Source organism: Curtobacterium sp. MCLR17_031 (assembly GCF_003234775.2).
Classification (GTDB): Bacteria; Actinomycetota; Actinomycetes; order Actinomycetales; family Microbacteriaceae; genus Curtobacterium; species Curtobacterium flaccumfaciens.
Map to the genome: position 1 here is coordinate 2,818,077 of NZ_CP126270.1, position 22,929 is coordinate 2,841,005.

At 71.3% G+C, this 22,929-nt stretch carries 18 protein-coding genes; 13 read left to right on the forward strand and 5 right to left on the reverse strand.

What is annotated here, in order from left to right:
• Positions 1 to 113: 113 nt before the first annotated feature.
• Together DEI96_RS13375 and DEI96_RS13380 are read right to left on the reverse strand one after the other, a co-directional pair.
• Positions 114 to 455, reverse strand: a complete 342-nt coding sequence (locus DEI96_RS13375) for an L-rhamnose mutarotase (RefSeq protein ID WP_111022127.1) — start codon at positions 453 to 455, stop codon at positions 114 to 116.
• Positions 452 to 1,807: an MFS transporter gene (locus tag DEI96_RS13380; protein ID WP_220039094.1), complete on the reverse strand. Its 1,356-nt coding sequence runs from the start codon at positions 1,805 to 1,807 to the stop codon at positions 452 to 454. The genes DEI96_RS13375 and DEI96_RS13380 overlap by 4 nt, the downstream gene beginning before the upstream one ends.
• A 408-nt stretch (positions 1,808 to 2,215) precedes the next feature.
• On the opposite strand from DEI96_RS13380, the gene DEI96_RS13385 reads away from it, so the two are divergent.
• The 11 genes from DEI96_RS13385 to DEI96_RS13435 all read left to right on the forward strand — a co-directional run bounded on the left by DEI96_RS13385 (position 2,216) and on the right by DEI96_RS13435 (position 18,050).
• Positions 2,216 to 3,226, forward strand: a complete 1,011-nt coding sequence (locus DEI96_RS13385) for a LacI family DNA-binding transcriptional regulator (protein WP_111022126.1) — start codon at positions 2,216 to 2,218, stop codon at positions 3,224 to 3,226.
• Positions 3,227 to 3,269: 43 nt separating this feature from the next.
• A complete protein-coding gene (locus DEI96_RS13390) occupies positions 3,270 to 4,373 on the forward strand; it encodes a LacI family DNA-binding transcriptional regulator (RefSeq protein ID WP_111022125.1) in 1,104 nt (367 codons plus the stop codon).
• 566 nt (positions 4,374 to 4,939) lie between these two features.
• The gene (locus tag DEI96_RS13395) at positions 4,940 to 6,259 is read left to right on the forward strand and encodes an ABC transporter substrate-binding protein (RefSeq protein ID WP_071405038.1); all 1,320 of its coding nucleotides are present in this window, start codon (positions 4,940 to 4,942) and stop codon (positions 6,257 to 6,259) included.
• A gap of 5 nt (positions 6,260 to 6,264) precedes the next feature.
• On the forward strand, positions 6,265 to 7,197 hold the full coding sequence (locus DEI96_RS13400; protein WP_241660435.1) for a carbohydrate ABC transporter permease: 933 nt from the start codon (positions 6,265 to 6,267) through the stop codon (positions 7,195 to 7,197).
• On the forward strand, positions 7,194 to 8,072 hold the full coding sequence (locus DEI96_RS13405) for a carbohydrate ABC transporter permease (RefSeq protein ID WP_111022124.1): 879 nt from the start codon (positions 7,194 to 7,196) through the stop codon (positions 8,070 to 8,072). Before DEI96_RS13400 ends, DEI96_RS13405 begins: the two co-directional genes overlap by 4 nt.
• A 118-nt stretch (positions 8,073 to 8,190) precedes the next feature.
• Positions 8,191 to 10,509, forward strand: coding sequence for a family 78 glycoside hydrolase catalytic domain (locus DEI96_RS13410; protein ID WP_111022123.1), 2,319 nt, complete (start codon positions 8,191 to 8,193; stop codon positions 10,507 to 10,509).
• Positions 10,510 to 10,676: 167 nt separating this feature from the next.
• Positions 10,677 to 11,849 (forward strand): L-rhamnose isomerase, encoded by a 1,173-nt coding sequence (gene rhaI, locus DEI96_RS13415; protein ID WP_111022122.1) that lies wholly within the window; start codon positions 10,677 to 10,679, stop codon positions 11,847 to 11,849.
• A gap of 4 nt (positions 11,850 to 11,853) precedes the next feature.
• Positions 11,854 to 13,953, forward strand: coding sequence for a bifunctional aldolase/short-chain dehydrogenase (locus DEI96_RS13420; RefSeq protein WP_111022121.1), 2,100 nt, complete (start codon positions 11,854 to 11,856; stop codon positions 13,951 to 13,953).
• A gap of 45 nt (positions 13,954 to 13,998) precedes the next feature.
• Positions 13,999 to 15,486 carry a rhamnulokinase gene (locus DEI96_RS13425; RefSeq protein ID WP_111022120.1) on the forward strand — a complete coding sequence of 496 codons (1,488 nt, stop codon included), beginning with the start codon at positions 13,999 to 14,001 and terminating at the stop codon, positions 15,484 to 15,486.
• The gene (locus tag DEI96_RS13430; RefSeq protein WP_181436732.1) at positions 15,483 to 16,808 is read left to right on the forward strand and encodes an alpha-hydroxy acid oxidase; all 1,326 of its coding nucleotides are present in this window, start codon (positions 15,483 to 15,485) and stop codon (positions 16,806 to 16,808) included. The genes DEI96_RS13425 and DEI96_RS13430 overlap by 4 nt, the downstream gene beginning before the upstream one ends.
• Positions 16,809 to 17,099: 291 nt before the next feature.
• Positions 17,100 to 18,050, forward strand: coding sequence for a family 16 glycosylhydrolase (locus DEI96_RS13435; RefSeq protein ID WP_258372668.1), 951 nt, complete (start codon positions 17,100 to 17,102; stop codon positions 18,048 to 18,050).
• Between the two features lie 101 nt (positions 18,051 to 18,151).
• Here the strand turns inward: DEI96_RS13435 and DEI96_RS13440 are convergent, their stop codons facing one another.
• The 3 genes from DEI96_RS13440 to DEI96_RS13450 all read right to left on the reverse strand — a co-directional run bounded on the left by DEI96_RS13440 (position 18,152) and on the right by DEI96_RS13450 (position 20,209).
• Positions 18,152 to 18,958: an isocitrate lyase/PEP mutase family protein gene (locus tag DEI96_RS13440; RefSeq protein ID WP_111022119.1), complete on the reverse strand. Its 807-nt coding sequence runs from the start codon at positions 18,956 to 18,958 to the stop codon at positions 18,152 to 18,154.
• Between the two features lie 67 nt (positions 18,959 to 19,025).
• Positions 19,026 to 19,835 (reverse strand): hypothetical protein, encoded by an 810-nt coding sequence (locus tag DEI96_RS13445; RefSeq protein WP_111022118.1) that lies wholly within the window; start codon positions 19,833 to 19,835, stop codon positions 19,026 to 19,028.
• Positions 19,836 to 19,846: 11 nt separating this feature from the next.
• Positions 19,847 to 20,209, reverse strand: a complete 363-nt coding sequence (locus DEI96_RS13450) for a hypothetical protein (protein ID WP_111022117.1) — start codon at positions 20,207 to 20,209, stop codon at positions 19,847 to 19,849.
• A 195-nt stretch (positions 20,210 to 20,404) separates the two neighbouring features.
• Here DEI96_RS13450 and DEI96_RS13455 point away from each other — a divergent pair, with 195 nt between their 5' ends.
• Together DEI96_RS13455 and DEI96_RS13460 are read left to right on the forward strand one after the other, a co-directional pair.
• On the forward strand, positions 20,405 to 21,946 hold the full coding sequence (locus DEI96_RS13455) for an MFS transporter (protein ID WP_349814983.1): 1,542 nt from the start codon (positions 20,405 to 20,407) through the stop codon (positions 21,944 to 21,946).
• On the forward strand, positions 21,939 to 22,919 hold the full coding sequence (locus DEI96_RS13460; RefSeq protein WP_111022115.1) for an alpha/beta hydrolase: 981 nt from the start codon (positions 21,939 to 21,941) through the stop codon (positions 22,917 to 22,919). The genes DEI96_RS13455 and DEI96_RS13460 overlap by 8 nt, the downstream gene beginning before the upstream one ends.
• Positions 22,920 to 22,929: the final 10 nt, after the last annotated feature.

A 22,929-nucleotide genomic window follows, 5' to 3' on the forward strand; every position in this document is an offset into this window, starting at 1 on the left:
CCCCGTCAGTCCGGTGCTGCGGGCGCTTGGTGAGCAGGAATGGTCGGGTCGCGCCGGCGGACCCGACCATTCCTGCTCACGAAGTCCACGGCCCCCGAGTTGTCGTGCGACCGTCAGTCCGGCGCGGCCGCCAGCTGGTCCTCGAGGTTGAAGACCTCGGGCAGCACCCGCGCCGTCTGGTCGGCGCGCCCGGTGGCGCCGGCGAAGAGGTCCTGCATGTGCGCCTCCCACGCCGCGGCCACCTGGGACGCGGCGAGTGCCACGTCCGCATCGGCCACCGAATCGGTCTCGTAGTACCCGATGAGCAGCCCGTCGTCGTCGAGGAACAGCGAGTAGTTCCGCCGCCCCGCCGCCGCGATCGCCCGGAGCATCGCCGGCCACACGGCGGCGTGCCGCTCGCGGTAGGCGTCGAGCAGCTCGACCTGCACCTGCAGCCGGAAGCAGACGCGGGTCACCGGCCGGCCTGTTCGCGGCGGCGCTGCTCGGCGTCGTGGACGGTGCGCTCGTCGGCGGTGCGGACCGTCCCGGTGACCGTGGTGACGGTGCCGTAGCGCTCGGCCTCGATCGCCTCGAGGGTCTTGCCCTGCGTGCGCGGTGCCCAGATCGTGCCCACCAGGAACGACAGCGCGAGGAGCCCGAGGATCAGGCCACCGAGGGCCCGCAGCCCGATGTCCGACAGCAGCAGCGGGAACCAGATGCTCAGCAGGCCGACCATGACGCGGGCGGCCAAGAACAGCACGCCCTGGGCGCTGGCGCGGTACCGGGTGGCGAAGAGCTCGCTCGTCCACAGGCCGTAGAACGCCTGTGCGCCGATGCCCGACGAGATGCCCCACGCCACGGCGAAGAACAGCAGGGTGCCGAGGTTGGCGGGCGCGTAGATGAGGACGGCCCACCCGATGATCGCCAGCACGGCTCCGGCGGCGTAGAGCGCGCGGCGGCTGACCCGGTCGGCGTACCGCATGAAGCCGAAGTACGTCGCGGCCACGGTGCAGCCCCAGACCAGGATCTGCAGTCCGTACTGCTCGGTGACGCTCGTGACCCCGGTCGCCGCGTACACCCGGGGCTGGAAGATGCCGGCCTGCCCGGCGACGGTGTTCCAGAGCGCGTAGACGCCGAACAGGAACAGCATCGCGGTCAGGTTCTTCCGGCGGCTGAACAGCTGCGTGATCCCGTGGAAGAAGTTCGCCGTGCCGGTGGCCGCGCGCTCGTCCTTCCAGATCGCCGACTCGGGCAGCCCGCGGCGGAGCCACCACACGATCGCGGCGACGACGAACAGGTGCGCGAAGATCAACCGGCTGCCGAGCAGGCCGAGCGGGGCGGCGGCGATCGCCAGGGCGAACCCGACCATCGGCCCGATCGACCACGCGAGCTGTGCCGTGCCGACGTGGGCCGCGCGCTTGTCCGCGGGGGCCTGCTCGGCGATGTAGGTCCAGCTCGCCGGCACACCCGCACCGACGGCGATGCCGGTCAGGATGAAGCCGACCAGGAGCATGCCGTAGCTGCCGGCGAACACCGCGAGCAGGATGCCGAGCATGTAGAGCAGCAGGTCGTACGTGTAGATGAACTTCCGGCCGTACCGGTCGCACAGCGGTCCGCCGACGATCGCGCCGAGGGCGGCACCGAAGGCGTTCGCGGACAGGCTCGCCAGCAGGCCGACCTCGAGGTCGCCGATCCGGAACTCCGCCTGCCAGAGGCTGAGGCTCGTGGCGATCGCGATGATCGACCCCGACTCGATGTAGTTCGACATGGCCACCGAGACGGTGGCCTTCCAGCCCGTGGTGTTCCGGGCTCCGATGCGGACCGCCATTGGTCCTCCGTTCGCGTGTTCGTCGGTGAATCGTTTCAACGGGACGACGAGGACCATAGCGCTCCGGTGCGCGCGCTGGCAAGGGCGGGTTCGCCCGACTGCTCCTCGCACGGTGCGAGCGGGCACTCGCCCCACGCGAGGTTGCGCCCGCACCGTGCGAGGGGGCGTGCGCCCCGTGCGAGGTCGCGCACTCCGTGCGAGCCTTTCCACCCCGCACCGAGTGCGGAACCTCGCACCAGCCGCGCGCCTCGCACCAGCCTCACGCCTCGCACGGTGCGCGGGCAGTCGACGCGGCCACCCCACGGACGGGAGGCCCGGCACCGGCCCGCCCCGCGCCTCCCGTCCGCGTTTTCCACAGATCACGGCGCGGGCCGACCGCGCGGACCGCGCCGATGCCAGGATGGCCACATGGCGGTCAGTGTGCGAGAGGTGGCAGCGCTCGCGGGCGTGTCCCTCGGCACGGTGTCGAACGTGCTGAACCGCCCCGACAAGGTCGCTCCCGGCACCGTGGAACGCGTGCAGTCGGCGATCGCGACGCTCGGGTTCGTCCGCAACGACTCCGCACGCCAGCTCCGGGCCGGGCGCAGCTCCACCGTCGGCCTCATCGTGCTCGACGGCGGCAACCCGTTCTTCACCGACGTCGCCCGGGGCGCCGAGGACGCCGCGATGGACAACGGCCTCGCGGTGCTGATCGGCAACTCCGACGAGTCGACCGACCGCGAACGCACCTACGTCGACCTGTTCGAGGAACGCCGTGTCGCCGGGCTCCTGATCTCCCCCGCCGGCGACGACCTGTCCCGGCTCGCACGGCTGCGCGACCAGGGCACCGCCGTGGTGCTGGTGGACCGCCGCGCCGACGACGAGCACTTCGCCTCGGTCTCCGTCGACGACATCGCCGGTGGGCGCATCGCGGTCGAACACCTCGCGGCGATCGGCCGCACGCACATCGCCTTCGTCGGCGGGCCGTTCGGCATCCGCCAGGTCGCCGACCGGCACGCCGGGGCACTCGCCGCCGCACAGGCCGCGGGCATCCGGCTCGAAGCCCTGCCGACCACCTCGCTGTCCGTGCTCGAAGGGCGCCGCATCGGCGAAGCGATCCAGGCCCGCCCGGCCGCCGACCGCCCGGACGCCGTCTTCGCCGCCAACGACCTGCTCGCCGTCGGGCTCGAACAGGCCTTCATCATGCGCGGCACCATCGCGGTGCCCGAGCAGATCGCCATCGTCGGCTACGACGACATCGCGTTCGCCGAGTCCGCCGTGGTCCCGCTGACCTCGGTGCGACAGCCGGCGCAGGACCTCGGCCGCCGCGCGATCGAACTCCTGACGAAGCAGGTCGAGCAGGGGCAGGACATCGACCTCGAGCACGTCGAGTTCACACCGGAGCTCGTGGTGCGGCAGTCCTCCGTCGCCGACGCCTAGGGCTCGGTCCGGACACGCCTCCCCCGCCGCCTACGATCGGAGCATGGTGCATGTCCCCCGGCGCGACGGTCCGCCGAGCGTGCACCACGTCGCAGCCCGGGCCGGGGTGTCGCTCGCCACGGTCTCGAACGTCCTGAACCACCCCGAGCGGGTCGCCGACGCCACCGCCGCACGGGTGCGGGACGCGATCGACGCGCTCGGGTACACCCCGAACCGCAACGCCCGGGCACTGGTGTCCGGCAGCACGCGCGCGATCGGCCTGGTGGTGATGTCGCTGCGGAACTCCCTGTTCAGCGACATGGTCAACGGCGCGCAGCTGGCCGCGCGGGAACGCGGCTTCACCCTGCTGATCGCCAGCAGCGAGGACGACCTGCAGGCGCAGGGCGAACACCTCGCCTACCTCGAGAGCGCCCGGGTGTCGGGGATCCTGCTCGCCTCGATGACGGAGTCCCGCGACCAGGTCGAGGTCGCGCGGCGCCACGGCCGACCCGTCGTGTACGTCAACTACGAACCGACCGATCTCGACGCGTGCGCGGTGGTCGTGGACAACGAGCAGGCCGGGTTCCTGGCGACCGAGCACCTGATCGACCGAGGCTGCCGACGCATCGGGTTCGTGAGCGCCCGTCCGGACCTGCAGCCCGTCGACCGACGACGAGCGGGGGTACTGCGGGCCGTCGCGGCGCACCCGGGGGTCGTACTCGTCGACGTCGACGCCGGGGACATCGACCCGCCCGGAGGCACCGACGCCGGGCTCCGCATCGCGCGAATGCCCGAGGACGAACGCCCCGACGGGGTGCTGGGGGTGACCGACCTGCTCGCGATGGCCGTCGTCTCCGAGCTCCGGGCCGCCGGGATCCGCGTCCCCGAGGACATCCCCGTGTCCGGCTGCGACCACAACTCCGTGGCGTGGGGTGGTGCGGTGCCGCTGACCTCGGTGACGATGCACGGCTCGGAGATGGGTGCGGCGGCGGTGGAACTGCTGCTCGAGGAACTCACCGACCCGATGCACGTGCACCGGACCGTCGTGCTCGGCAGCGAGCTGGTGCCGCGCGAGAGCACGCTCGGTCGCGAGGGCGCGGCCGCAGCAGCCGCCGCCGCAGCCGTCGCGGGCACGACACCGAGCGACCCGAGGCGCACCGAGGCCTGACCGGCGGCGGACCCACCTGCGAAAGCGACACATCTGCGGGTTGTCGCCGCGGCCGGTCCGCCAGAGCGACAGATCGGCGCGAACGTTCGGCGGCCCACTGTCGCTTTCGCGGGTAGCGGCCGGGGCCGCGGGCCGCGGCAGCGGGCTGCGGGCTGCGGGCTGCGGGCCGGGCCGGGCCGGCGCGCACGAAGCGACGCCGGCCCGCGGACGCGACCGCGCACCGGACGGGAGGCGCGGGGCGGGGCCGACACGGGCCTCCCGGCCGGCGGGCGGCGCCACCACCGCACGGTGCAGCACCGCGCGTCGGCTCGGTGCGAGGTTCCGCACTCCGTGCGAGCCCGCGCGCCCGTCACCGAGCGTGGAACCTCGCACCGAACGCCAAACGACGAGCGAGCGAACGAGCCGCGCGTAACGAAATCGGCACAGCGATTGACACGCTTCAATCCTCGTGGTTCCATCCTGATTGAAACGTTCTAAAACGCAGTAACCGGACCTCGCGACGGCGCGGGATCCGGGTCCGTTTCACCCGGGGTACCCCAGCCCCGGGCCTTACGAGGAGGTAAGGAATGTCAGTTCGTTCCATGACCAAGCGCGCGATCGCCATCGGCGGCGCGACGGTCCTGATCGGCGGGCTCGCAGCGTGCTCGTCCGGCGGCTCCGCCGACGAAGGCGGCGGCAAGGTCGAGATCACCTACCAGGCCGACAACGCCCCGGCCACCGCGGCCACCGCGAAGCCGCTCATCGAGGCCTTCGAGAAGGCCAACCCCGACATCACCGTCAAGTTCGACACCCGGCCCCAGGGCACCGACGGCGACAACCTGATCAAGACCCGGCTGTCGACCGGCGAGGCCGCCGACGTCTTCAACTACAACTCCGGCTCGCTCATGCAGGCCCTCAACCCGGACAACACCCTGGTGGACCTGTCCGACGAGAAGTGGGCGAGTGACGTCGACCCGCAGTTCACCAAGGTCGTCAGCACCGACAAGGGCATGTACGGCGCCCCGTTCGGCACGAGCTTCGGCGGCGCGGTGCTCTACAACACGAAGGTCTACGACGACCTCGGCCTGAAGGTCCCGACCACCTGGGACGAGTTCATCAGCAACAGCGAGAAGATCAAGGACGCCGGCGACGTCGCCCCGATCATCCAGACCTACGGCGACACCTGGACCAGCCAGCTGTTCGTCCTCGGTGACTTCGCGAACATCACCGCGCAGGACGACAAGTGGGCGGACGACTACACCGCCAACAAGGAGTCCTACGCCGACGAGCCCGCACTCGCCGGGTTCGAGCACCTCGCCGAGGGCAAGGACAAGGACCTCTACAACGAGGACTACGCCTCGGCCACGCAGGCGAACGGCCTGAAGATGCTGGCCGACGGCACCGGCGCGCAGTACCCGATGCTCACGAACGCGATCTCGGCGATCCAGCAGGACTCCCCCGACGCCGTCGACGACATCGGAGCGTTCGCCCTGCCGGCCGAGGACGCAGCGGACACGAACCTGACGATCTGGGAGCCGAACGGCCTGTACATCCCGAAGACGACCACGGGCGACAAGCTGGCCGCGGCGAAGAAGTTCGTCGCCTTCGCGAACTCCACCGAGGGCTGCCAGGTGCAGAACGACACCGGCACCCCCGCCGGCCCGTACGTCATCTCGACCTGCTCACTGCCGGACGACGTGCCCCCGATGATCGACGACCTGCAGCAGTACCTGGACGACGGCAAGGCGAGCCCCGCGCTCGAGTTCCTGTCCCCGATCAAGGGCCCGAACCTCGAGAAGATCTGCGTGCAGGTCGGCTCGGGCATCACCACCGCGAGCAAGGGCGCCGACCAGTACGACGACGACGTCGTCCAGCAGGCACAGCAGCTCGGCATCAAGGGCTGGTGATCGGCGTGACCGCGACCCTCACGACGGCGGTGGCCCCGCCGCAGACACGCAAGGCCGGCCGCCCCGGACCAGCGCGCAAGCGGATGCGCTCGTTCTACCCCGCGTGGTTCTTCATCCCCGCGATCGCGCTGTACGTCGTGTTCTTCGCGGTCCCGACCTTCGCCGGGTTCTACTTCTCGCTCACCCGCTGGACGCTGTTCGACCAGACCTTCATCGGCTTCGACAACTTCGTCCGGTTCTTCCAGGACCCGCAGCTCGTCTCCGGGTTCGTGCACACCTTCCAGTACGGCTTCGTGACGAGCGCGGCGAAAGTGGTCCTCGGACTCGCCCTCGCCCTGCTCCTCACGTCGCCCGTACTGGGGCGCGGCTACCTGCGGGCGGTCGTGTTCTTCCCGGTGCTCGTGTCGACCATCGGCATCGGCATCACCTTCAAGGCGTTGATGGACCCGTTCCACGGGATCATCAACGGCGTGCTGGGTTCGGTCGGCCTGCCCACCCCCGGGTGGCTGACCGACCCGGCGCTCGCCCTGTGGAGCGTCGCCGCGGTGGACGTCTGGAAGGGCGTCGGCATCGCGACGCTCATCTTCATCGCCGGCATCGTGGCGATCCCGCAGGAGTACTTCGAGGCGGCACGGGTCGACGGCGCGAGCGCGTGGTCGATCTTCCGGAACATCACGTTGCCGCTGTCCCGCCCCGCGATGGGCACCGTCATCATCCTGTCGCTCATCGGCGGCCTGCGGTCGTTCGACCTGATCTGGGCGATGACCGGCGGCGGGCCGGGGTTCACGAGCGACGTGATCGCGAGCGTGATCTACAAGCAGTACCAGGCCGGGTTCTACGGCCTGTCCACCGCCGGCAACGTGGTCCTGTTCGTCGTCGTCACGGCGATCATGGTGCCGATCTCGTGGCTCCTCAACCGCAAGGAGGCAGAGCTGTGACCACGCTCGCCAGCCCCCGCGTCAGCACCCCGACGCGGTCCCGCCACCCGGGCCGTGCCCGCCGGTGGATCATCGGCTCGATCGCCATCGTCGTCAGCTTCGTCGTCTTCCTGGTGCCGTTCGTGTTCGTCCTGCTCCAGGCGGCGAAGAACCCGGCCGAGGCGAACCAGCTCGGCTTCAGCCTGCCGACCGACTGGCAGCTGTGGCAGAACCTGCAGGCGGTGTTCCAGAGCGGCGACGGCGGGATCCTCCGCGCGTTCTGGAACAGCGCCCTGCTCACCGTCGGCAGCGTCACCGTCATGGTCGTGTTCTCCGCGATGGTCGGGTACGTCCTGCAGCGGCGACCGAGCAAGTGGAACGGCCTGATCAACTTCTTCGTGCTCGCGGGACTCATCGTGCCGCCGGCGATCGTGCCGACCATCTGGGTGCTGCAGGGGCTCAACCTGTTCAAGACCATGGGCGGGATGATCCTCATCGAGGCGACCTTCGGCCTGTCGTTCTGCATCCTGCTGTTCCGGGCGTTCGTCGCGACGATCCCCAAGGAACTCGACGAGGCGGCCGTGCTCGACGGCGCCGGCCCGATCCGCCTGTTCTTCGGGGTGGTGCTGCCGCTGCTCAAGCCGGTGATCATCACGGTCGTGCTCGTGCAGTCGGTGACGGTGTTCAACGACTTCACCAACCCGCTGTACTTCCTGCCGGGGTCCGAGAACGCGACGGTGCAGCAGACGCTCTACGCGTTCCAGAGCCAGTCGGTCAGCCAGCTGAACCTGCTGTTCACCGACGTGCTGCTCATCACGATCCCGCCGCTGATCCTCTACGTCTTCTTCAACCGTCAGATCGTCGCCGGCATGACCAGCGGCGCCGTCAAGGGCTGACCGCCCACCCCGGCCTGGAGGCGCGACCCGCCTCCGCCACACCGCCCACCCGGGCGGACGGCCGGGCCCACGACCCCGCACCGGTCGACGACGACCGGTCGCGTGAAAGGACCACCACATGACCACCTGGACCGCACCGTTCATCGCGGCCGACTCCGACCTCGGCAGCGCCCCGATCCTGCGTCGGGAGTTCCCCCTCGACGACGGCCACGGCGCCGTCACCGCCGCCACCCTCGACGTCAGCGCCCTCGGCGTCGTCGAGGCCTGGCTCGGCGGGCAGCGCGTCTCCGACCACCTGCTCGAACCGGGGTGGACGAGCTACGAGTGGCGCATCCGCGTCGTCTCGCACGACGTCACCGAGCACCTGTCCGACACGGTCCCCGGGCAGCCGGCCGTGCTCGCGCTCGTCGTCGGCAACGGCTGGGCCGCCGGACGGCTGGCCTGGGGCGGGGGCGGTGGCTGGTACACCGACGAGCGCGCCGGGTTCGCCGAGCTCCGGATCACCTTCGCCGACGGGCACGAGCAGCACGTCACGACCGACACCGACTGGCAGGCTCTGTCGAGCGCGATCACCGCGGACCAGCTCTACGACGGGCAGGACATCGACGCCCGACTCCGCGACGGCTCGTTCCTGACGCCCGGCGAGGTCACCGTGCCCAGCGTTGACGGGCACCAGGGCCGGACGAGCACGGTGCACACGGTCGACATCGGCGAGCGCGAACTCGTCGCCGACACCGTGCCGCCGGTGCGCCCGCTGGCCGAGATCGCCCCGGTGGCGATCTGGACGAGCCCGTCGGGAGCGACCCTGCTCGACTTCGGCGTGAACCTGGTCGGGTGGCTCCGGGTCACCGCGACCGGCCCGGCCGGCACCGTGCTGACCCTGCAGCACGCCGAGGTGCTCGAGCACGACGAGCTCGGCACCCGCCCCCTGCGCACCGCGAAGGCGACGGACCACTTCACCCTGCGCGGTGACGACGAGCCCGAGACGTTCGAGCCCCGGTTCACGTTCCACGGGTTCCGGTACGCGCAGGTCGACGGCTGGCCGGGCACGCAGGACGAACTCCGCGCCGCGGTCACCGCCGTGCAGGTCGGGTCGGACCTCACCCGCACCGGCACGTTCGCGTCGAGCCACGAGCTGCTGAACACCTTCCACGACAACGTCGTCCGGGGCATGCAGGGCAACTTCCTGAGCGTGCCGACGGACTGCCCGCAGCGCGACGAGCGACTCGGCTGGACGGGCGACATCGCCGCGTTCGCCCCGACGGCCTCGTACCTGTTCGACACCCGGACGTTCCTGGCCGACTGGCTGCGCGACGTCTGGCTCGAGCAGCAGCACGCCGACGGGGTCATCCCGTTCGTGGTGCCGGACGTGCTGAAGTACTCCCCCGCCGAGGACTTCGGCACGCCCGACGCGACCGCCGTCTGGTCGGACGCCGGCGTCTGGGTGCCGTGGACCCTGTACCAGGCGTACGGCGACACCGCGGTGCTCGAGGAGCAGTTCGACTCGATGGCCGCACACCTGCGCCGGGTCCGTGACCACCTGTCCCCGGAGGACCTGTGGGACACCGTGTTCCAGTTCGGCGACTGGCTCGACCCGGACGCCCCGCCCGAGGCCCCGGCCGACGCGAAGGCCGACAAGGGCGTCGTCGCGACGATCTGCGCCTACCGGTCCGCCACGATCGTGGCGGACGCGGCGGAGCTCTTGGGCGGCCACGAGGCGGAAGCGACCGAGTTCCGGGAACTGGCGTCGCGCCTCCAGGCCGGGTTCCGCACCCACTACCTGCAGGACGACGGGCGGATCCTGTCGGACGCGACCACGGTGTACACGCTGGCGATCGTGTTCGGGATCCTGTCCGAGCAGGAGCAGGCCGTGGCCGGCGAGCGTCTCGCCGAGCTGGTCGAGGCGTCCGGGTACCGGATCTCGACGGGCTTCGCGGGAACGCCCTTCATCACCGACGCGCTGACGCAGACGGGGCACCTGGAGGACGCCTACCGGCTGCTGCTGCAGACGGAGTGCCCGTCGTGGCTGTACCCGGTGACGATGGGCGCGACGACGGTGTGGGAGCGGTGGGACTCGATGCTGCCGGACGGCACGATCAACCCGGGTGAGATGACCTCGTTCAACCACTACGCACTCGGTGCCGTGGCGGACTGGATGCACCGGGTGGTGGGTGGTCTGTCGCCGCTGTCGCCGGGGTACGAGTCCGTGCTCATCGCGCCGCAGCCGGGCGGTGGGCTGACGTGGGCGGAGACCTCGCTCGACACCGTGCACGGGCACGTCGCCGTGCGGTGGGAGCTCGTCGACGGGGAGTTGCGCGTCCGGGCGACCGTGCCCGAGGGCGTGACCGCGGTGGTGCGCCTGCCGGGCGCTGCGGAGCAGCGGCTCGGCGGCGGCACGCACGACCTGCGCGCGCCCGCCGCCGTCCCCGCCGGGTAGGGGGCTGCCGGAACCAGGTTCCGGACACAACACCGCGGAAGTGCGTGGTGCTGTGTCCGGAACCTGGTTCCCCGCCCCGCCCCGCCCACGGCGCCACCACGGTTGCGGCAGACCGCCGCGCGCCGTACTGTATGAAACGATTCAATCGCACACGAGGAAGTGACACGATGACATCGACCCCGAGCTTCGCCGGCATCGCCGACCAGCTGGCACGACAGCAGATCGAGCTGCCCAGCTGGGCCTTCGGCAACTCCGGCACCCGGTTCAAGGTGTTCAGCACGCCGGGCACCCCGCGCGACCCCTACGAGAAGATCGCCGACGCCGCCCAGGTGCAGCAGTACACCGGCCTGGCGCCCACCGTCGCACTGCACATCCCGTGGGACCTGGTGGACGACTTCGCCGACCTCAAGCGCCACGCCGAGGAGCACGGGGTGTCGCTCGGCACCGTCAACTCGAACACGTTCCAGGACGACGACTACAAGTTCGGCGCCCTGACCCACGTCGACGAGACGATCCGGCAGAAGGCGATCGACCACCACCTGCGCTGCATCGACGTGATGGACGCCACCGGCAGCCGCGACCTGAAGATCTGGCTCGCCGAGGGGTCGAACTACCCGGGGCAGGAGGACATGCGCTCCCGCCAGGACCGCCTGCACGAGTCGCTCAGCACGATCTACGACCGCCTCGGTGCCGACCAGCGGCTCGTGCTCGAGTACAAGTTCTTCGAGCCGTCGTTCTACCACACGGACGTTCCCGACTGGGGCACCAGCTACGTGCAGACGGCGGCGCTCGGGCCGAAGGCGATGGTCTGCCTCGACACCGGACACCACGCCCCCGGCACGAACATCGAGTTCATCGTGATGCAGCTCCTGCGCCTCGGCAAGCTCGGTTCCTTCGACTTCAACTCGCGCTTCTACGCCGACGACGACCTGATCGTGGGGGCAGCGGACCCGTTCCAGCTGTTCCGGATCCTGGTCGAGGTCATCCGCGGCGGTGGCTACGACAACCCCGACGTCGCGTTCATGCTCGACCAGTGCCACAACATCGAGGACAAGATCCCCGGCCAGATCCGCTCGGTGCTCAACGTGCAGGAGATGACGGCCCGCGCGCTGCTCCTCGACCGCGTCGCACTGACCGCCGCGCAGGAGGCACACGACGTCCTCGGCGCCAACGAGGTCTTCATGGACGCGTACCAGACCGACGTCCGGAAGGACCTTGCCGAGTGGCGCGAGTCCCGCGGACTGCCGGCGGACCCGATGCGCGCGTACCTGGACTCCGGGTACCAGCAGTCGATCGCCGAGGACCGCGTCGGCGGCGTCCAGGCCGGCTGGGGCGCGTAGGAACATGACGAACGCAGTGGAGGCACGGGTGGACCCCGCAACGCAGCTCACGGATGCAGACGAGACGATCAGTGCACTCATCGCGCGCTCGAACGCGCTCGGCTCGGACCCGCGGATCACGAACTACGCGGGCGGGAACACCTCCGCCAAGGGCACCGACACCGACCCGGTGACCGGCGAACCGGTCGAGCTGCTCTGGGTGAAGGGCTCCGGGGGCGACCTCGGCACCCTCACCCCGGCAGGCCTCGCCGTACTGCGCGTCGACCGCGTCCGCGCCCTGCAGGACATGTTCTTGTCAGAAACAGGCCCGGGGGTCGAGCGCGAGGACGAGATGGTCGCCGCGTTCGACTACACGCTGCACGGCAAGGGTGGTGCCGCGCCGTCGATCGACACCGCCATGCACGCCCTCGTCGACGCCGCCCACGTCGACCACCTGCACCCCGACGCCGGCATCGCGATCGCCACGGCGGCGGACGGACCGGCCCTGACCGAGCGGATCTTCGGCGACCGGGTCGTCTGGGTGCCGTGGCGCCGGCCCGGGTTCCAGCTCGGGCTCGACATCGCAGCGGTCAAGCGTGACCACCCGCAGGCGATCGGCACGATCCTCGGCGGCCACGGCATCACGGCCTGGGGCGACACCTCCGACGAGGCCGAGGCGAACTCGCGCTGGATCATCGACACCGCCGAGCGGTACCTCGCGGAGCAGGGCACGGCGGACCCGTTCGGCGGCGTCCGAGCGGGGTTCGAAGCACTCCCGACCGACGAACGTCACGCACGCGCCGCGGCCCTCGCCCCGACGATCCGCGGCATCGCCGGGCACGACAAGCCGGTCGTCGGGCACGTCACCGACTCGGACGTCGTGCTCGAGTTCCTGGCGAGCGAGCGCGCCGAAGCACTCGCGGCCCTCGGCACCAGCTGCCCGGACCACTTCCTGCGCACCAAGGTCACGCCGCTCATCCTCGACCTGCCCGCAACGGCTTCCGTCGAGGAGCAGACCGCGCGCCTGCACGAACTGCACGAGCAGTACCGCGCGGACTACCAGGCGTACTACGACCGGCACGCGACGCCGGGCTCCCCCGCGATCCGCGGCGCCGACCCGCTCATCGTGCTGGTGCCCGGCGTCGGGATGTTCTCGTACGGCAAGGACGCCCAGACCGCCCGCGTCGCCGGTGAGTTCTACGTCAACGCGATCAACGTGATGCGCGGCGCCGAGTCGGTCAGCACCTACGCCCCCATCGACGAGGCCGAGAAGTTCCGGATCGAGTACTGGGCCCTCGAAGAGGCGAAGCTGCAGCGGATGCCCGCGCCCAAGAAGCTCGCGACGCGCATCGCCCTGGTCACCGGGGCGGCGTCGGGCATCGGCAAGGCGATCGCGAAGCGCCTGGCGGCCGAGGGTGCGGCCGTCGTCATCGCCGACCTCGACCTGGCGAAGGCACAGGAGACCGCCGCCGAGATCGGCGGCCTCGACCACGCCATCGGCGTCGCCGCGAACGTGACGGACGCCGCCGCGATCGACCAGGCGATCCAACAGACGCTGCTGCACTTCGGCGGCCTCGACCTCGTCGTGAACAACGCGGGTCTTTCGCTGTCCAAGAGCCTGCTCGAGACCACCGAGCAGGACTGGGACCTGCAGCACGACGTGATGGCGAAGGGGTCGTTCCTGGTGTCGAAGGCCGCGGCGAAGGTGCTCATCGAGCAGGGCCTGGGCGGCGACATCGTCTACATCTCGTCGAAGAACTCGGTGTTCGCCGGGCCGAACAACATCGCGTACTCCGCGACGAAGGCCGACCAGGCCCACCAGGTGCGGTTGCTCGCGGCCGAGCTCGGTGAGCACGGCGTCCGCGTCAACGGCATCAACCCCGACGGGGTCGTGCGCGGCTCCGGCATCTTCGCGAGCGGCTGGGGCGCCAACCGCGCCAAGACGTACGGCATCGAGGAGCAGGACCTCGGCAAGTTCTACGCGCAGCGCACGATCCTGAAGCGCGAGGTCGTGCCCGAGAACGTCGCGAACGCCGTCTACGCCATCTGCACCGACGACTTCTCGCACACCACCGGCCTGCACGTGCCCGTCGACGCCGGTGTCGCCGCGGCCTTCCTGCGGTAGCGACGACCAACGAGCGACGACCAACGAACCGAGCAGGAGCACGGCATGCACACCAGCGGCAGCGTCGCCGCGGTCGACCTCGGGGCGACCAGCGGCCGGGTGATCGTCGGCCACGTCGACCAGGACGGGGTCCGGATGGACCACGTCGCCCGGTTCCCGAACGGCCCCGTCACCCTGCACGAGGGCGACGCCGACACCGGCCGCGACGCCCTGCACTGGGACGTCGTCGAGCTGTACCGACAGGTGACCGAGGGGCTGCGGCGCGCGTTCGCCGAGCACCCCGCGATCGCCAGCATCGGCATCGACTCGTGGGCGGTCGACTACGGCCTGCTCCGCGACGGCCGACTGCTCGGGCTGCCGTCGCACTACCGCGACGACCGGCACCAGGGCGGTGTCGTCCCCGTGCACGACCGGATGTCCGCCACCGAGCTGTACGCCCGGAACGGTCTGCAGCACCTGCCGTTCAACACCGTGTTCCAGTGGGCTGCCGACCCGTCGCTGCAGCTCGCGCAGCGTGCGCTGCTCGTGCCGGACCTGCTCGGGTACTGGCTGACGGGGATCGAGGCGGCCGAGCGCACGAACGCCTCGACGACCGGGGCCCTGAACGCGACCACCCGTGGGTGGGACCCGGCGGTGCGGGCTGCTGCGGGCCTCCCGGCCGGGCTGCTGCCCACGCTGCGCGACCCGGGCGACCGACTCGGCCCCCTGCTGCCGTCCGTCGCCGCGCTCGTCGGCGGCCAGGCCGACGTGACGCTGGTCGGGTCGCACGACACGGCGAGCGCCGTCGTCGCGGTCCCCGCGACGGAGCCGGACTTCGCCTACATCTCGTCGGGCACGTGGTCGCTCGTCGGCGTCGAGCTCGACGCGCCCGTCCTGTCGGACGCGGCACGACGCGCGAACTGCACGAACGAGGGCGGTGTCGACGGCCGCGTCCGGTTCCTGAAGAACGTGTCCGGACTGTGGTTGCTGTCGGAGAGCGTCCGCACCTGGGAGCGTGGTGGCGACCGCGTCGACCTGGAGGCCCTGCTCGCCTCCGCCGCGGCCGTCACCGCCCCGGTCCCCGTCTTCGACCCCGCGGACGAGTCGTTCACGGCACCCGGCGACATGCCGGCGCGGATCGCCGCGTGGTGTGCGGCACACGGGCTGAGCGCCCCCGCGTCGCGGGCGGAGTTCGTCCGGAGCATCCTCGAGTCGCTCGCGACGGCGTACGCCGAGACCCTGCGCACCATCGCCGACGTGATCGGCAAGACCATCCGGGTCGTGCACATCGTGGGCGGCGGCTCGCAGAACCGGCTGCTCTGCCAGCTGACCGCGGACCGCACCGGCCTGCCGGTCGTGGCCGGACCGGTCGAGGCCACCGCACTCGGCAACGTGCTGGTGCAGGCGCGCGCCGCTGGACTCGCAGGCCTCGGAGGGGCTTCACTGGAGGCACTCCGCAGCATCGTCGCACGGAGCGTCGAGCCCGTGCGGTACACCCCGTCGGCGTCGTCGCGCGCCGATCCCGATCGATCCCCCGTCAGGAGCCACGCATGACCACGACCGACGACCAGCACCGGATCGACCCCGCGACCGGGGCACCGGCACCCGCGACGGGGTCCGCGTCCGCCGCTCGCACGCGGGTCAAGCGGCAGCTGCCGACGGTGCGGGACCTCGCGCCGCTCATGCAGTTCAAGAAGCCCTCGCTGCCGGGTCGACGGCAGCGCCTCGAACAGGCCTTGACGATCTGGGACCTCCGCGACATCGCCGCCCGCCGCACCCCGAAGGCCGCGTTCGACTACACCGAGGGCGCGGCCGAGGCGGAGATCTCCCTCGCCCGCGCACGGCAGGCGTTCGAGGACATCGAGTTCACCCCGGCGATCCTGCGGGACGTGTCACGGGTGGACACCTCGCGTCAGGTGCTCGGGGCACCGGTGTCGTACCCGTTCGGCATCGCGCCGACGGGCTTCACGCGGATGATGCAGACCGAGGGCGAGCGGGCCGGCGCCCGGGCAGCCGGACGTGCCGGCATCCCGTTCTCGCTCTCCACGATGGGCACCACCGCGATCGAGGACGTCCGCGACGCCAACCCGCACGGGCGCAACTGGTTCCAGCTGTACATGTGGAAGGACCGCGAGAAGTCGATGGCGCTGGTCTCCCGCGCCCAGCAGGCCGGCTTCGACACCCTGCTCGTCACCGTGGACGTGCCCGTCGCGGGTGCGCGGCTGCGGGACAAGCGGAACGGGTTCTCGATCCCGCCGCAGCTGAGTGCCCGAACCGTGGTGAACGCGATCCCGCGGCCGTGGTGGTGGTTCGACTTCCTGACCACCGAACCGCTGGCGTTCGCGTCGCTCGACCGCTGGTCCGGCACCGTCGGCGAGCTGCTCGACCACATGTTCGACCCGACCGTCACCTACGAGGACCTCGCCTGGATCCGCGACCAGTGGCAGGGCAAGATCGTCGTGAAGGGCGTGCAGTCCCTGGCCGACGCCAAGCGCCTGGCCGACCTCGGCGTCGACGGCATCACGCTGTCGAACCACGGCGGCCGACAGCTCGACCGCGCCCCGGTGCCCTTCCACCTGCTGCCCTCCGTGGTCAAGGAGGTCGGGAAGGACACCGAGGTGCACCTCGACACGGGCATCATGTCCGGCGCCGACATCGTCGCCGCGGTCGCCCTCGGCGCGACGTTCACGATGGTCGGCCGCGCCTACCTGTACGGGCTGATGGCCGGCGGCGAGGCCGGGGTGGACCGGATGATCCAGATCCTGTCCGAGCAGATCGAGCGGACCATGCGGCTGCTCGGGGTGGCCTCGCTCGACGAGCTCGAGCCGGGGCACGTGACGCAGCTGCAGCGGTTGCAGCCGATCCCCCGGGCCTGAGCGGTCGGCTCGCCGCGCGTTGCACCGTGCACGTTCGGGCGGCGGACACCGGGCGTTCGTCGGTCGATTTCCGTGACGCCCCCCGAACGGGTCACAAATGATGCAAGATGTCCGTGGACGTGTCAACGAAACCCTCGGCATCCGGCCGGCTGGTGCGTCCGTCCCTCCCCGCATCCTGCGCCCGAGCATCCACGAGGAGCCCGACATCTCGACCCGAAGCACGTGCACGCCCTCGCGCGGCACGACCTCACGCACCACGCCCACGCCCCCGGTCACCCGAGGGGGCACCCGATGATCCGGCACCGCGCGATCCTGGCGGTCGCGACCGCCGGCGCCCTGGTCCTCGGCGTCCCCACCGCCGCCTCCGCCCGCACCTGGTGGGGCTGGGACGGCGAGCGCCGCTGGCACAACGCCCCGGTGAACCCCACCCCGACGCCGGCCCCGGACGAGACGGAGGCCCCGGCCCCCACCGACGAGTGGACCCCGGACACGGAGCCCGAGCAGGACTCCGCGCCGATCGAGGACTCCGCCCCCGTGGCCGAGCCCGCGCCCGACGCAGAGGCCGAGCCCGAGTCCGAGGCCGCACCCGAGGCGGATGCCTCCCCGGCGGACCTGTCCGCGATCGCACCGGACGCCCCGTTCGTCGAGGACTTCACCACGAACGCCGTCACCGGCCTCGTCCAGTCGCTGTACCCGCAGTCGTGGCAGCCCTACCCCGACGGCACCTCGGGCATCTACGCGCCGAGCAAGACCGTGTCGGTGCACGACGGCGTGATGGACGTCGCCCTCGGCACCGGTGCCGGAGCAGCCGGCACCTTCGGCTCCTCCGCCGGCGCCTGGGACCACGTCGGTGGCTCCTTCTCGGTCCGCGCGAAGGCGACCGGCGGCGACGGCAACGGTGCGGCCTTCATGCTGTGGCCGACGTCGAACGTGTGGGCCGACGGCGAGATCGACTTCCCCGAGGGCAACTTCGAGGACAGCCCCTCGGTGTTCCACCACTCGATGACCCCGGGCAAGGAAGCCGAGCGCGTCCAGCTCGGCACCGGCGTCTCGTGGCGCGACTGGCACACCTACAAGGTCGACTGGGTCCCCGGTGAGTCCGTGACCTACAGCGTCGACGGCAAGGTCCTCGGCACGATCACGCACGACGTGCCGACGACCCCGCACCGCTTCATGTTCCAGGTCGGCAACTGGGGCGAGCAGGGCAACCTGCTCATCGACTGGGTCTCGACGACCGAGTAGCGTCCGCAGGTCCGCACCACGGACGGACGGGAGGCCCGGTGCCAGCTGGCACCGGGCCTCCCGTCCGTCTGCGTGGTCACGTTCCGGGCGTCGCGCGCCTTTCAGAAGAGCGCGTTCAGGTCCGCGTAGTCCACCCCGGCCGCCAGCGAGTCGTAGGTGCCGGTGGTCCGCAGCTCGGCGGCGGCCTGCCGAACGACGCCGTACGCGGCCTGCGCGACGGCGGAACCGAGACTGATCCGGGCCACCCCGATCCGGGCGAGTTCCGCCACGGTCGGCGACCCCGGACCGGCCATCACGTTCACCGGGCCGTCGATCGACTCCACCAGCGCGCGGATGGTCTCGACGTCTCGGACTCCGGGGACGAACACGCCGTCCGCGCCGGCTCCGCGGTAGCGACGAGCTCGCTCGAGCGTCTCGGTCAGCAGTCGACCGGGATCGACGAGACCGGCGAGGTGGACGTCGGTCCGAGCGTTGACGAACAGGGGCACCCCGGCTCGTTCCGCTGCGCGCCGGGCTGCCCCGATCCGGTCGGCGAGCGCCTCCGGATGCAACCTGCCGTCCTCGATGTTGATCCCGACGGCGCCTGCTTCGAGCACCGCGTCCACCGTGCGCGCCACGCCGTCCGCGTCGTCGGCGTAGCCGGACTCGATGTCGACGGTGACCGGCACCGACACCGAGGCGACGATCCGCGCGACCGCGTCCATCGCTTCCGCCCGGGTCAGGGTGTTGCCGTCCGGCCGTCCGAGGGACCAAGCGACGCCCGCACTGGTCGTGGCGATCGCGGTCGCGCCGGCGTCCTCGACGAGTCGGGCGCTCGCGGCGTCCCAGACGTTGACGAGGACGAGTGGCCGGGATGGGTGGTCGTGGAGTCCGTGGAAGGTCGCGGCTCTGGTCGAAGTCGTGTTCACCCCTCGATCCCATCGGTCCGAGCGCGGACGAGCTGGCGGGTTCCGGACGACGCGGTGGCGGCCCCGCTCAGCCCTCGGGGAGAGGAGACCTGCGTGGGTTCAGCAGGTCTCCGTCCCACGACAGGTCGTCGTGCTCGCGGACCTCGAACGCCTCGAACCGGTCGTCGTCGAGCACGCCGTCGACGAGCGCGCGCGATCCGGCGACGATCGTCGAGTCCCAGTCCTCCTCGGCGGCGACGACCCACGCGTGGTCCTCCGGCCAGATGAACGTCGTGTGCGGCGCCACCTGGTCGTGCCACCCGAAGCTCTCCCACCCCGGGACCGCCTGCTGTGCCCACGACGGATCGGCGAGCTCGTCCAGGGTCGCACTGAAGAGCCAGGTGTCCCGCGCGGGCCAGGCCATCAGCCCCCGCGCACGTCGGATCCGGTGCCGGCGTTCCGCCGACGGCGGACCACCCGTCCCCTCCCACGCTCCGACGACCAGGTCTCCGGGGGTCGACGTCACGCTCCGCAGGTGCGTGGTGAGGACTGCGAGGTCCTGCGGGTCGAACCATCCGTCGTCCGACTGGTCCACGCGCCAGCCGTCGGCCCAGGACCTCGTCTGCTCGTCGTCGGTCAGGCGTTGCCACTGCACCAGGGGGTGCATCACGCGGTCGTTGCGGCGCGCGACCTCCGCCCACCGCCAGCGGGTGTGTTCGACGTCCGGGTGGTCGCCCCACTCGTCCGCGGTGTCGAGGTCCGCCCGGTGCGCGCCGACCGGGTGCAACAGGCGTGCGTACGCCTCGAACCCGGTGCCCGCGACGCCACCGACACTCGCCCAGCGTCCGGCACGCGCGACGAGCCAGTCGCCCCGCGATGCCTCGCTCAGCAGGCGCATCGTGCTGCTGCTCAGAGCTTCTCGTCGACGAGCGCGATGAAGCGGCTGCCGATGCCCTCGACCTCGCGTCGCGTCAGGCCGGCCGTGGGCTCGGGCGCCTGGTACGGGGCGTGGTAGTCGCACATCAGGTAGTCCCACTCGGGCCACCACTTCTTCGGGCGCGCCTCTTCGTCGAAGCCGCAGACCACGCACTCCAGGCGCGTCCAGACCTTCTTCGTGCCGGTGCGGTTGGCGCGGGACTGCACGAGCCAGGCGGGCGGGTCCTGCTCGATCGCGTCGAGCTCCGCTTCGCTCAGGCGCGACGGGATGCCGTGGCGGGTCGCCATCTCGAGGGGGATGTCGAGCCGGACGGCGGCTTCGCGGCGGGAGAGCATCCGTCCAGGGTAGGTCCTGCCACTTCACAGCTCGAACTGCGACGGCAGCAACCGGGACGCCCGCCGCGGACTTTCCTCGAGCGGACAGTCCGTGTATGGTCTCGATCACTGAGGTAAAAGGCGCCGCGATCTGCGGCGCACCAGCACGCGGCATCGAACGAGTCGCCACTTCTTCCCTCGAAGGAGTGCGCCATCGTGTCCCCCAGTCCCGCTCTCACCACCGGGCACGTGCCCGGCGGTGGTTCTTCTCCTCGTCTGCGCGACGCCTGGATCGCCCTGGCCGGGCTGTCCGCGGTGTTCCTGTTCGAGATGCTCGACAACTCCGTGCTCAACGTCGCCCTGCCGACGATCGGTCGCGACCTGGGCTCGTCGACGACGGGCCTGCAGTGGGTCTCGGGTGCCTACTCGGTCGCCTTCGGAGGGCTGATGCTGCTGTTCGGCGCCGTCGCCGACCGCGTCGGACGCCGCCGGGTCATGCTCGCCGGGCTCGTCCTGCTGGCCCTGGCGAGCCTCGCCACGGCGGTGGTCACGTCGACCGAGCAGCTGATCGCCGTGCGGGTCGCGATGGGCGTCGCCGCGGCGATGACGACGCCCGGGTCGATGGCGCTGGCGTTCCGCCTCTTCGACGACGAAGGTCTCCGGGTGCGGGCGCTCACCGTCATCTCGACGGCCGGGCTCGTGGGACTGGCCATCGGGCCGACCGTCGGCGGGTTCGTGCTCGCCGTCGCCCCGTGGCAGGTGCTGCTGCTGGCCGACGTGCCCATCGCGGTCCTCGCACTCGTCGGCATCCGGCTCGGTGTCGCCCGCGACGAGGGTTCAGGGCTCCATCGTGATCCGGTCGACGTGGTCGGAGCACTGCTCGGCACCGTGACCACGGCTGGAGCGCTCGTGGCGCCGACGATCCTGGTCGAGTCCGGAGTCAACAGCTGGTGGGGGTGGGCCGTCCTCGCCCTCGCCGCCATCTGCGCTGTGGGGTTCGTCGCCCGCGAGCGGACCGCGCGGCACCCGCTGATCGACCTGCACCTGCTCGCCCGACCACTCGTCTCGAGCGGACTGGCGTTCAAGGCCGCGTCGGGTCTGGCCGTCGCCGGACTGTCGTACCTCGTGACCCTGCAGCTGCAGTTCGCCTGGGGCTGGCCGCCGGCGCTGGCCGCCGTCGGGACGTTGCCGCAGGTGGTCGTGCTGCTCGTCGGCGGCCGCTTCGTCGGGCCGTTCGTGCAGCGGGTCGGCCTGGGCCGCGCCGCCTGGATGAGCGCCGTCTCGGTCGTCTCCGGTCTCGCGGTCTTCGGCGCCCTGAGCCGGTACGGGTACCTGTGGGTGCTCGTCGCGCTCGTGCTCGTCGCCGCCGGCATGCGGGTCGTCGGCGTCGTCGCCGGCGCCTCGGTCCTCACGGGCCTGCCCGCCGACCGCACCTCCGTCGGGGCGGCGCTCGTCGACACGTCGAGCGAGCTCGCGGGCGGTGCCGCCGTGGCCGCGGCGGGGACCATCGTCGCCGCCTTCGTCGCCGGGAGCATCACCACGACCACCTGGACCGCCGCCCGGCTCGAGGGCTTCCAGGATGCCCTCACCGTCGCCGGGCTCGGCCTCGCCGCGGTCGCAGCACTGCTCGTCGTGGTCGGCATGCTCCGAGCCCGGCCCGCCGTCGAACCAGCGGACGAGGCACCGTCCGAACCTGCCGACACCACCCCTGCACACACCGACCCGACCACCATCACCGAGGAGACCTCCCGTGTCTGACACCATCGCCCTCCCCCGCCCGCCGTTCGACCCCGAGTTCGTGCCCTTCCTCACCGCTATGGACGCGCGAGGCCGCTTCCACCTCACGACGCAGATGCTGCCGCAGATGCGACAGCTGGACATGACCGAGGCGCAGCTCGACGACGGACTGCGTGCTCGCGGCCTCGAGCGGAGCAACATCACGGTCCCGGGGCACCGCGGTGACCCGATCGACCTCGCCGTGATCCAACGCACCGGCCGCACCGGCACGGCTGTCCTGGCCTACGCGATCCACGGCGGCGGGATGATGTTCGGCCACCACCTCGGCAACCTCGACTCCTACGACGAGTGGCTGCTGGTGCACGACGTCGTCCTGGTCAGCCCGGACTACCGCCTGGCGCCGGAGCACCCGGACCCGTACCCGGTCGAGGACTGCTACGCCGGTCTCGTCTGGGCAGCCGAGCACGCCGACGAACTCGGCATCGACCCGGAACGCATCGTCCTCGTCGGGCAGAGCGCCGGCGCCGGTCTCGCCGCCGGCACCGCCCTCCTCGCCCGCGACCGACAGGGTCCCTCCGTCATCGGCCAGGTGCTCGTGAGTCCCATGCTCGACGACCGCGACGCGACGCTGTCGGCTCGGCAGTTCGACGGTGTCGGGGTCGCCGACCGGGAGATGACACGGTTCGGCTGGGACGCCTACCTCGGTGACCGGCGGGGTGGCGAGGACGTCTCCGTCTACGCTGCACCCGGCCGCGCGACCGACCTGACCGGGCTCCCGCCCGCGTACATCGACTGCGGCAGCACCGAGGTGTTCCGCGACGAGACCGTCGCCTACGCCAACTCGCTGTGGGCCGCGGGCGTCCAGGCGGAACTGCACGTGTGGCCGGGAGCGTTCCACGGATCGACGAGCATGATGCCCGACGCGACGCTGTCGAAGCGGGCCGTACAGGCTCTGCGCGAGTTCACCGGGCGCCTCCTCAGTCCGGCCGCATGACGGCAGTCCC